The following is an 11155-nucleotide window of genomic DNA, read 5'->3' as shown; positions in this document are numbered from 1 at the left end:
ATTTGCTCAGTTATTATTGGTGGGGGGCGGGTTTATCTAAATCATTTCTAACCCCATTTTAATTTAACCTGGAACCCAGCCCTAATACTAGACCGAAACAGTTAATTTGCTCAGTTATTATTGGTGGTGGGAGTGGGTTCATCTAATCATTTGTAACCCCATTAATTTAACCTGGAAACAGACCCTAATACTAAACCGGAACAGTTAATTTGCTCAGTTATTATTGGTGCAGGGGCGGGTTCATCTAATCATTTGTAACCCCATTAATTTAACCTGGAACCAGACCCTAATACTAAACCGGAACAGTTAATTTGCTCAGTTATTATTGGTGCAGGGGCGGGTTCATCTAATCATTTGTAACCCCATTAATTTAACCTGGAACCAGACCCTAATACTAGACCGAAACAGTTAATTTGCTCAGTTATTATTGGTGGTGGGGGCGGGTTTATCTCATCATTTGTAATCCCCATTAATTTAACCCAGAACCGGAGCCTAATACTAGACCGAAACAGTTAATTTGCTCAGTTATTATTGGTGGTGGGGGCGGGTTTATCTAATCATTTGTAATCCCCATTAATTTAACCCAGAACCGGAGCCTAATACTAGACCGAAACAGTTAATTTGCTCAGTTATTATTGGTGGTGGGAGTGGGTTCATCTAATCATTTGTAACCCCATTAATTTAACCTGGAAACAGACCCTAATACTAGACCGAAACAGTTAATTTGCTCAGTGATTATTGGTGCGGGGGCGGGTTTATCTAATCATTTCTAACCCAATTTTAATTTAATCTGGAACCAGACCCTAATACTAGACCGAAACAGTTAATTTGCTCAGTGATTATTGGTGCGGGGGCGGGTTTATCTAAATCATTTCTAACCCCATTAATTTAACGTGGGACCCAGACCCTAATACTAGACCGAAACAGTTAATTTGCTCAGTTATTATTGGTGCGAGGGCGGGTTTATTTAAATCATTTCTAACCCAATTTTAATTTAACCTGGAACCCGACCCTAATACTAGACCGAAACAGTTAATTTGCTCAGTGATTATTGGTGCGGGGCGGGTTTATTTCATCATTTGTCACCCTATTAATTTGACGTGGAACCAAGTCCTAATACTAGACCGAAACAGTTAATTTGCTCAGTTATTTACAAGATGGGTTACTAAAATCAATAGGACTTACGCAAAGACTCTACTTAGGGTTTGCTGAATAAAGTCTTTTTGCTAGGGTAGGAGACAGGAGAAATGGGAATGAGTGAGGAGGTAGGAGCTAAGTTTTGTCCCAAGATTGTTCTACCATAGTCAAACTTGAGTAAATAATTGAATTGAATTATGTACACAGAATCATCAGCCAGTAGTAATAATAATACAAACAACAATATTGTAGCAGTAGAAAGAGTCAATAAATTACTGCTTCAGTCAATTGATACTTTAGAAGAAATTCTCAAAAATCAACAACTTCCGGCACAAGAACGAGCAACAGTGGCTCTAAAAATTCTAGAAATGACAGGTCTTTTATCTCAGAAAAAAACTCAATCGCCAAGCACATTAATATCTGATGCTCAACAACAAATAAATCAATTAAATACAGATAATTCAACCAGAAAACTGTCTCCTTACCAACCTAAAATAACACAAGTAAAATCTACATTTTTACCTGCTTTTTATGTAGAAATTCCCAATTTTTTATCTGCCGAAGAAAACCAAAAAGCTATAGAAATTGCTATTCAAAACCGCGACCAATATATTGAATCAACCACCACCACAAAAGCTGATAAATATCGGCAGTCTTATGTACTATTTTCACAATACTTTCCTGAATTAGCAGCACTTATTCAGAGTAAAATTTTAGAAACATTGCCAGAAGTATTAGCTAAATTAAATCTTCGTCCTTTCGAGATATCAGAAATTGAAGCCCAACTAACAGCACATAATGATGGATGTTATTACAAAATTCATAATGATGCGGGTAGTGAAAAAACAGCAAGTAGAGAAATTACTTATGTGTATTATTTCTATCAAGAACCCAAAGCTTTTTCCGGAGGTGAACTAAGAATTTATGATACTGAATTAAAAGCTGGTGCAGCAATAACTCATGATAATTTTCAAACTATTACCCCTGCTAATAATTCCATTATCTTTTTTAACAGTCGTTGCAGACATGAGGTAATGCCTGTAGTTTGTCCGTCAAAAGCATTTGAACATAGTCGGTTTACAGTTAATGGTTGGATTAGAAGACTGGTATAGCGCTTTGCGCAGGCAATAATACCATTTCTCAAAAACTTTTCTACATTTTGTTGAGCAGGGGAGTAGGGGAGTGGGGGAGTAGGGGAGAAGCGAACATAAGAATAATTAACATTAACTTAGCTGAAATTAGTATGCAAAGTGATTTTGCTTGTGCTGATTAGTTGACAACTGAAGTATTGCCCAAGTATAGCAATAATGCATGGGAATTGGTATAATATCATGTCCGGATAATAGCGTGATAAAAAACCTTTTCCCTTCTAACCTTTTCTTTCCTTCTGCCTCCTGCCTCCTGCCTTCTGCCTTACCTCCTCCAAAATGTAAGTATTCAACCGGACATGATATAACTTATCTGGCAACAGCCAATAGGGGTATTAACGAAGTCAGAAGTCAGAAGTCAGAAGTTAACCCACCCCTCGCCCCTCCCCCTCCGGTGGAGCAGGGCTAATTCATTGTCGCGCCTAGAATATTTACAACTGTATATTTTTGGTTAACTCACTCTAGCAAGATGTACAAAATTTCAAAATTTCAAAGGATACAATTTTTCTCTCGTGACGATAAATTGACCTTACTCCCCCACTCCCCCACTCCCCCACTCCCCTACTTCTTTTTTCTCTCGTGACAATAAATAGACCCTGCCTCCCAGGAGGGGAAATAGGGGATTTTTCGCTCCAAAAATATTGCGCCTTAAAAGGCGGGGTTGCGCGACCCATGTTATTTTGATAAAAAGCTGATGGTATCAGACTTTTAGCTATAATTCTTACTTTTGACTTTTGACTTTTGACTTTTGACTTTCCTGCTGTTCCCCGCTATAGGAAAAATTCAGTAACTTAACAATCCGATCAAATTGATAGTTTTCTGCAAAATTTTTCAATTGAACAGCGATCGCTTCTTTTTCTGGAGGAATATCTTTAATTAGCTGCTTCACTTTTTTACCCCGGAGTTCACTAGAAGCTTTGTGAAGTTCACATAACCACTCAGAAGGCATATCCTGTAAAATGACAGATAAATCTTCTGAAGTAACTTGCTCTCGCTCGCAAATTGTGTTTTGCCGTTTTTTACCATTAGCTTCATCAGGCTGTTGATAAATCAACTCAACCCCCAAATATTCGCTCATTTTCTCCCATATCAACTCCTCCTGAAAAGGTTTAACCATATAATCATCAAAACCCGATGAGAGAACTTCATCTCGCTTTTCTTGAAATACACTAGCAGTCAGAGCAATAATCTTTGTAGAGGAACTCGGTTGATCTAACTGTGATTCCCACTGTCTAATTTGTTTAGTGGCTTCATATCCATCCATCTCCGGCATATGCAAATCCATCCAAATCAAATGAGGATGCCATACTTTCCAAATTTCTGTAGCTTCTCGTCCATTGATAGCTTGTTGTACAGAAAATCCCACTGAAACAAGTAAATCTAACAGTAATAAGCCATTGTCAACTCGATCGTCAACCACTAAAATACGATACTCTGGTTGTTTTGCTGCTAAACCTATTACTTTGCCTTTCCCTCTTCTGCTAGGAAAAGTCTGAGGAGAACTCAAATGAATGGGAATCGATAATTGGAAACAAGTACCTACACCCAGGGTGCTTTTTGTCGTAATATCGCCTCCCATCAACTTAATAAACTTTTCAGTAATAGCCAACCCCAATCCTGTTCCCTGTCTAATTTGATGTCCGGCGGTGGTTTGTTCAAAGGGTACAAATAACTTATTGAGTTCTTCTTGAGCAATACCAGGACCTGTATCTTCCACTTCTAATTGTAGTTGATGATTATTCTCAACTTCCTCGACTTTAGCCCTTAAAATTACTTTGCCTGTTCTTGTAAATTTTACCCCATTGCCAATTAAATTAATTAAAACTTGTCGTAGTTTTCCCTCATCCGCAGAGATATATTGAGGTAAATCAGGATCTTGTTCTAATACAAATTGAAGCCCTTTTTTTTGGACTTTGAGACCAAACATATCTTGCATATCTTCAAGAACAGTATAGAGATCAAAATTTGTTTCATTGAGAGTAATTTGACCAGCTTCAATTTTGGACATTTCCAAAATATTGTTAATTAAGGATAATAAATGTTCCCCACTACGATTAATTATCCTCAAGCGTTCCTGTTGTTCTGATTGAAAAGAGGTATCTTGAGAGAGAATTTGAGCAAAACCAATGACACTATTTAAGGGAGTTCGCAGCTCATGGCTCATGTTCGCCAAAAATTCTGATTTGGCCTTATTTGCCGCTTCAGCAGCTTGTTTGGCTAGAGAAAAGAGCTGGGATTGAGCTAAAAGTAAAACCTGTATATCCACTAACCGCCAACTTCGATCTGGCAATGCAATTACAATAGGTTCATAAATAAAAGTGCCTGGTCGCTTGAGTGCAAGTTCTGCTGCTTGATTAATACTGCAATCTGCACTCAGTAGTAGATGTCTTTTTACTAATGTCTCTGCATCTAAAAGTTTTTCAGACTTAGCTATAATGTCCCACAGAACACGAATCGGTCGATTGAGGAAAACTTCTAGTCCGTAGGGACGACTAAGTCGCTCAAAAAATTGTATTCTAGAAATCATGCCAATGATTTTATTATTAGAAGTAATCATAACCCCTGGTAGTTCTGGATGCTCGTGAAATGTGTCTGCCACAACTTTTCCCAAGGTCGTTATTTGAACTTCAAAGTCATAGCTAGGAAGATCTGCTAAACACGAATCAAGAGTAAGTTTATCTAATTGTTGAACAAACATGATTCACTTAAAGTTGAGAATTAACTAGAAAAAATTCAGTAATTTAAGAATAACTTTTTCTTTAGCTATTTGTAGTTTGACTTGAGTTATTTTTAGCTGCTCTAGAGTTTCCCATAATTAGGGCTTGCTGATTAATTCTCAAAGTATTGATAAATAGAGGTATTAGCCTTTTTGGGATTCAAAAAAGTGCCAGCTTTTCTGTACCTAGAGCTGCATAAAGCTAGTATTTTGAGCTGACTATGGTAGAACAATCTTGGGACAAAACTTAGCTCCTAACTCCTCTACAGCGGTTTAATGATGAATAAACCACAATCATACTGACTCCTTACTCATTACTCCTTACTCCTTACTCCTTACTCATTACTCATTACTCCTTACTCATTACTCCTACAACAGTTTTGTGGTCTACTCAACTGAAAAGCACTGTAAATTCCCACTTCTCCTGACTCCTGACTCCTACCCCTACTAAAAGACTTTTTCAGCAAACCCTAATTATAGGTTGCTTTTTTCCAAGTTTTTCGTTATCATGTTTCTTTGAATACCCACAATAAATAAAAATTTGGCGTTGCATATTTGCATATTGGAAAGGGTGTAGGGAGTGTGGGGCTAACTACAGAAGTTCAAAAGTTAGACATAATTATACAGGGGTTAGTAACTGTTAAACTTAAACCGTAGAAAATAGTTGTAAAATTTACACACATTGTTGTATTATTAAATAGGTAATAACTCTTATGAAATAATTCAGGTGAATGCAACTGGTTGACAGACATATTATTAACCGAACACATATCTATTGGCAGGTGTGTGATCAGTTAGCCTTTAAATCAAAAAACTTGTACAACCTGGCTAACTATTATTGTCGTCAGCATTTTTTCAAGTTCTCAAAAAGTCTAGATTTAACTAAACTGTACCACGCCACCAAAGATAGCGATGCCTATAGAGCATTACCAACTAAAGTATCAAAACAAATAATAAAATGCTTGGTTGCAACTTGGCGTGGTTATTTTCAGGCAATGGGAGAATGGTCGCGCACATCCACAAAAGTTTTTAGGTAAACCCAAAATACCAAAGTATAAAAATAAAACTCAAGGTAGGAATGTAGTTATATATTCAAAGGAATCAGTCTATAAAGCCCCTCTAAAAGATGGTATTTGTCACTTATCCATGAGTGATATCAAAATACCTGTAGTTGTTGACACTGTAATCGAAGTCAGGATAGTACCTGCTACTAGCTGCTATATAATTGAAGTAGTGTATGAAAAAACTCTTCAGCCACAAATACATTCAACATCTGTAGCCGGAATAGACTTAGGGATTGACCGTATAGTCGCTCTATCTACAAATAAGCCTGGTGTCAAACCACTGCTGATTAACGGGAAGCCACTAAAAAGCGTCAATCAACTATATAACAAGCGAAAAGCTAAGTACCAAAGTCATCTCAAAGGCAACAGAAAAACTAGCCGGATATATTGAAGCGTTAACCGATTCCCCGAAATCGTTTTGTCGAGAATTATCTGCATCACACCAGTTTCTTAGTGGCCCTTGTATTTAACCACAAATAATATCGGTACTGTAGTAATTGGAAAAAATGATAACTGGAAACAAGGTGCAAATATCGGCAAAAAAAAACAACCAAAATTTTACTCAAATACCTCACGGTAAGTTAATTAAACAGATAACTTATAAGTGTCAACAGGCTGGGGTAAAAGTCATTGAAACAGCAAGATTGTTACACCAGTAAAACATCTGCTATTGACCTAGAAGAACCAATATGCTATTGAATTCTATGTAGGTAAACGAGTCAAGCGTGGCTTATTTTTGAGTGCAACAGGTAAAGTAATTAATGCCGATATCAACGGCAGTCTTCAGATATAAGATAAGAAATTCCCAGAGGCATTTACTGCCGAGGGAATAGTGAGCTGTGCCGAGAGCGCCTATATTGGTTAATCCAATATCAAGATAAAAGCTGTTTCATTTTTCTACAGTTTTTTTCGTACGGTTAGATATTCCGCTGTGGTATAATAATATTATGTCTAATTTATTACAGGAGGTAATCCATCACGCTACAATGAAATCCTTTAAAACTAGGCTAAAAGTTAACAATCAACAAAAAACAATACTTGCTAAACACGCAGGAGTAGCTCGCCATGCTTATAACTGGGGGTTAGCAACTTGTATTACTGAGTACGAAGAAACTAAAAAACGCCCAAGCGCCATCACCCTGCATAAGGGTTTAGTCGCCGAAGTCAAATCAATTAATCCCTGGTATTATGAGGTATCTAAATGTGCCCCACAACAAGCCTTAAGGGATTTAGAGAGAGCATTTAAAAACTTTCTAACTATTCCTAAATGTGGATTCCCAAAATTTAAGAAAAAAGGTAGGAAAGACAGCTTTTATAGCAATGAGCGCTGGTATATTTACAAATTGCAGGAGGGGCAAAATAGCTAAAAGTCTTATATTCTCAGCAATTCATTCCCTCTGTTGCCTGTTGCCTGTTGCCTGTTGCCTGCGCACAGCGCTATACTTAGAAGGAAGTATTAAGATTTTCCAAGGAAACTACATACAATTACCCAGAATAGGAGTAGTAAAAACATACGAAATCTTACCGAATTGCAGAGTAAAAAATGTCAGAATATCCAAAAGAGCAGATAGTTGGTACATCAGTTTTAAATATGATATTGGATCAGCTCCAACAGAAAAAGTTGGAGAAACTATTGGTGTAGACATAGGCATAAATACATTAGCAACCTGTTCTGATGGCAGTAAATTTGCTAATGTCAAAGCCTACAGACAAGCAAAAAAACAATTAGTTCGTCATCAACGTGCAGTCAGTAAAAAAGTTATTGGTTCTAAAAATAGACTCAAAGCAGTAAAAAAACTAGCAAAGGTTCACAAAAAAGCGGATGCGACCCCGCGACGACGTCAGCTCGCTTGCGGAACGCGCACCAAGCAGTTGCTGATATCAGAGCAGATGCTCTACATAAACTCACGACATGGACGAGCTTTAAACCACAGCACCATAGTAATTGAGGTATGACAATGTAAGTGGAATGTTGAAAAACCATAACCCACCCCTCTAGCTCCCCTCCCGGGAGGGGATGGGGGTGGGTGCAGACTGTGGTTTTTATGAACTTAAACGTCAACTTACATACAAATGTGAATGGTACGGCAGTGAATTAGTCATAGCTCCTAGATTTTATCCAAGTTCTCAAATATGTTCAAACTGTGGGCATCAACAGAAAATGCCATTGCACTTGAGAACTTATGTTAGCGCAGCTTTGCGTTAGCAAATGTAGTGAATGCGGTTTTGAAGCTGACAGAGATTTTAATGCTGCTATCAACCTGAAAAACTATGTGTATCAGTAGCTTGAGTCAAGAGCGAATTTAAGCCTGTGGAGAAGATAAGTTACAGACTGCGGTCAGTAGTCTTCTGTGTTTGCGCAGCATTGCGTCAGCAAAGCAGGAAGCTAGCTCCAAAACCTATGCGATAGCTTACGCTTAAACGGAGGTTATCATGTATGGGTAAGTTTGGGTAAGTTTAGTAGAACGGAGATAGTGAATTTGGAGGAAAAAGGTAGAAATATGCTCCATATTCATCATTTCCTACTGGCTACTTCCTCTTTGGGAGGAAATGCCTAATAGATCTGAGATAGGTTCTATATAATATTTTATTAGGAAAGGTAGAGGGTAGGAGGCGCTTATGCAGTTTGCGCAGCATGACCTAGGAAAAGGAATTCTGACTCCTGCCCTCTGCCTTCTGCCTTCGTTTATTGATTATTGATTTTGAAAAGGTATAAGTAACATGAGTAACTCTCAAAAGTTATTAACATTTGCTGAAAAATTGATACGAGAAAAGATGGACAATTGTTTTAGTGATTTACAACGTACTGTATTACTCACTACTCTACAAGAAAATAAGAAGACTTACGATCAAATTGCAGATGAATGTGGTTACTCTCCTAAATATTTAAAGCAAGATGTTGCTCCTAAACTCTGGCAACTTCTGTCTGAAGTTTTGGACAAAAAAATCACTAAATTTAATATTAAAACTATACTAGAAGAGCAAATGCGTCATCAGGAGGCTGCGATCAAAATGTTACCTATGACTTTTGCCGTCAATTCCCTTCCTACTTCTGAGAAAGGTAATATTCTATTAGTGGACGATCAACCACAAAATCTGAAATTGTTGTCTGATTTGCTTGAGGAACAAGGATATGAAGTCCAACAGGCGATTAATGGTGTAATTGCACTACAAGCAGTAGCGGTAGGCTCTCCTGATGTGATATTACTAGATATTTATATGCCAGAGTTAGATGGCTATACTGTCTGTCAAAAACTTAAAGCAAATCCTAAAACCCAGGATATTCCAGTGATTTTTGTGAGCGCTCTTGATGAAGCCTGGGATAAAGTTAAAGCTTTTTCTGTAGGTGGCAGTGATTATATTACCAAGCCTTTTAAAACTGTTGAGGTATTAGCTAGAGTAGAAAATCAATTAAAAGTCAGACAATTGCAGCTAAGAATTAAATATCTGGAACAACAGCTAGAAGAGAAAAATCAGCAACTACAGCAAATTCTACAAAAATCATGAACGAAGGCAGAGGGCAGAGGGCAGAAGGCAGAAGGGAAAGAAAGGTTTCAAGGGATAAGATTTTTTATCACTAATTAGGGTTTGCTGAAAAAGTCTTATGGGTGAAGGTAGGAGACAGGAGACAGGAGACAGGAGACAGGAGAAATGGGAATTATAGAGGAGGTAGGAGGAAGAAGAATCAAGGAATTATTCTGCGCAACTATACGCCTAAAATGCTAATTTTTTGAACCATTACAACCTAAAAGCTTGCTTTTTTTAACTAAAAAATGCGCTCAACCAATATAAGTCAATACTTTTAGATTTAATCAGCAAGCCCTAATTATCCGGAAATGATATTATATCATGTTCGGTTGAATACTTATAAATAACTGTTGTGAGGAGTCAGTCCTCAGTCCTCAGGAGTCAGGAGGGAAGAAAGGAGAAAAAGAGGAAATATTGGAGAAAAGTAAAGAGAATTTCAGTATTTCTTTGGTACTGTCGATACTATCAGTCATTAAATTTTATTTATAACTGATTATCCGAACATGATATTACTCACCCATACAAATGACGGCCTTTCATTTTAGTAGACCACAGTAGGGACGTTGCATGCAAAGTCCCTACTGGGTTTTGGTTATGGCGATGTGGTTCATCAATATTGAAAAGTGCTTTCATTAATTGATAATTGATAATGGATAATTGATAATTACCTCTAGTTAAAACCGCTCTTGATTGAATATAAGGAGATATTATTTCTTCTCTTGGTCGATTGGATATGGCTCCGAGACCTCGCCATCCCTCGACCGCTTTTTTTTCCCCTTAAAAGGGGAGGTTTTAAACCAGAATTATTTAATTATTAATAATTAATAATTAATAATTCGGTAACCCCCTACAAATAGTGGTTATGTGTAAGTCCTGCTATATTTGACTTGATTTAACAAACACTCTCTTAATTAATGCTCAAAAACATCCTTATATTGCAACAAGTCTAAGTCAACAAATACAGGCAGAAATTCAAAACACTGCTGCGCTAACTCCCATCTTTCTTCTCGTTTCAACATTTCAGTTAATTTCTTTCTTACACTCAATAAATACCGCACATCATTAGCAGCATAATTCAATTGTTCTTCAGTTAAATTAACCGAATTTCCCCAGTCAGAACTTTGAGCAGACTTATCCAACTCTACCTTTTCTAACTCCATTACCAACTCCTTTAAACCATGTTTTCCTGTATAAGTTCGTGCCAACTTACTAGCAATTTTTGTACAGAAAATCGGAGAAGTTTTAATATCTAAATGATACTGCAACATTGCTACATCAAACCTCGCAAAATGAAATACCTTAACTATGTTATTTGCTTCCATTAATTGTTTTAAATTCGGTGCATCTTTTTGTCCTTTTTCAATACGAATAGCTGTAACCATACCTCGATCATCACATAACTGTACTAAACATAAGCGATCGCGCCAAGGTAATAATTAGGGGTCGATAGGAGCCTCACGACTCCCACCTCCCATTCAAAACCGGACGTGAGACTTTCACCTCATCCGGCTCCTGAGTTAACTAACCTGATTGTCACAGGCACAGTCTTCGTTTACCAGAGT

The 11155-nt window shown here is 37.4% G+C and carries 10 protein-coding genes and 1 pseudogene; 9 read left to right on the top strand and 2 right to left on the bottom strand.

What is annotated here, in order from left to right; genetic code table 11:
• Window positions 1-1334 precede the first annotated feature (1334 nt).
• A complete protein-coding gene (locus F6K54_RS30635; protein ID WP_293086311.1) occupies window positions 1335-2249 on the top strand; it encodes a 2OG-Fe(II) oxygenase in 915 nt (304 codons plus the stop codon).
• A gap of 757 nt (window positions 2250-3006) precedes the next feature.
• On the opposite strand, the gene F6K54_RS30630 is transcribed toward F6K54_RS30635, so the two are convergent.
• Window positions 3007-4983: an ATP-binding protein gene (locus F6K54_RS30630; protein WP_293086308.1), complete on the bottom strand. Its 1977-nt coding sequence runs from the start codon at window positions 4981-4983 to the stop codon at window positions 3007-3009.
• A gap of 749 nt (window positions 4984-5732) precedes the next feature.
• Here F6K54_RS30630 and F6K54_RS30625 point away from each other — a divergent pair.
• From F6K54_RS30625 to F6K54_RS30595, 8 genes are all read left to right on the top strand, one after another.
• Complete coding sequence (locus F6K54_RS30625) at window positions 5733-6038, top strand: hypothetical protein (RefSeq protein ID WP_293086305.1); 306 nt, start codon at window positions 5733-5735, stop codon at window positions 6036-6038.
• Window positions 6039-6147: 109 nt separating this feature from the next.
• Window positions 6148-6456 (top strand): transposase, encoded by a 309-nt coding sequence (locus tag F6K54_RS30620; protein ID WP_293086302.1) that lies wholly within the window; start codon window positions 6148-6150, stop codon window positions 6454-6456.
• Window positions 6457-6571: 115 nt separating this feature from the next.
• Window positions 6572-6724: a hypothetical protein gene (locus tag F6K54_RS30615; protein ID WP_293086299.1), complete on the top strand. Its 153-nt coding sequence runs from the start codon at window positions 6572-6574 to the stop codon at window positions 6722-6724.
• Window positions 6725-7012: 288 nt separating this feature from the next.
• Window positions 7013-7432, top strand: a complete 420-nt coding sequence (locus F6K54_RS30610; protein WP_293086296.1) for a transposase — start codon at window positions 7013-7015, stop codon at window positions 7430-7432.
• 40 nt (window positions 7433-7472) lie between these two features.
• Window positions 7473-8021, top strand: a complete 549-nt coding sequence (locus F6K54_RS30605) for a transposase (RefSeq protein ID WP_293086294.1) — start codon at window positions 7473-7475, stop codon at window positions 8019-8021.
• A gap of 61 nt (window positions 8022-8082) precedes the next feature.
• Window positions 8083-8271: a zinc ribbon domain-containing protein gene (locus F6K54_RS30600; RefSeq protein ID WP_293086292.1), complete on the top strand. Its 189-nt coding sequence runs from the start codon at window positions 8083-8085 to the stop codon at window positions 8269-8271.
• On the top strand, window positions 8249-8350 hold the full coding sequence (locus tag F6K54_RS43275; RefSeq protein ID WP_366558279.1) for a zinc ribbon domain-containing protein: 102 nt from the start codon (window positions 8249-8251) through the stop codon (window positions 8348-8350). Before F6K54_RS30600 ends, F6K54_RS43275 begins: the two co-directional genes overlap by 23 nt.
• 436 nt (window positions 8351-8786) lie before the next feature.
• Window positions 8787-9572, top strand: coding sequence for a response regulator (locus F6K54_RS30595; RefSeq protein WP_293086290.1), 786 nt, complete (start codon window positions 8787-8789; stop codon window positions 9570-9572).
• Window positions 9573-10504: 932 nt separating this feature from the next.
• Here the strand turns inward: F6K54_RS30595 and F6K54_RS30590 are convergent.
• A pseudogene (locus F6K54_RS30590) lies at window positions 10505-11029 on the bottom strand (ribonuclease D); the annotation flags it as partial.
• Between the last annotated feature and the right edge of the window lie 126 nt (window positions 11030-11155).

The sequence above is a fragment of the Okeania sp. SIO3B5 genome (assembly GCF_010692555.1).
GTDB lineage: Bacteria > Cyanobacteriota > Cyanobacteriia > Cyanobacteriales > Microcoleaceae > Okeania.
Note: the sequence above shows the minus strand (reverse complement) of the source record. Positions and strands in the feature narration are given on the sequence as shown.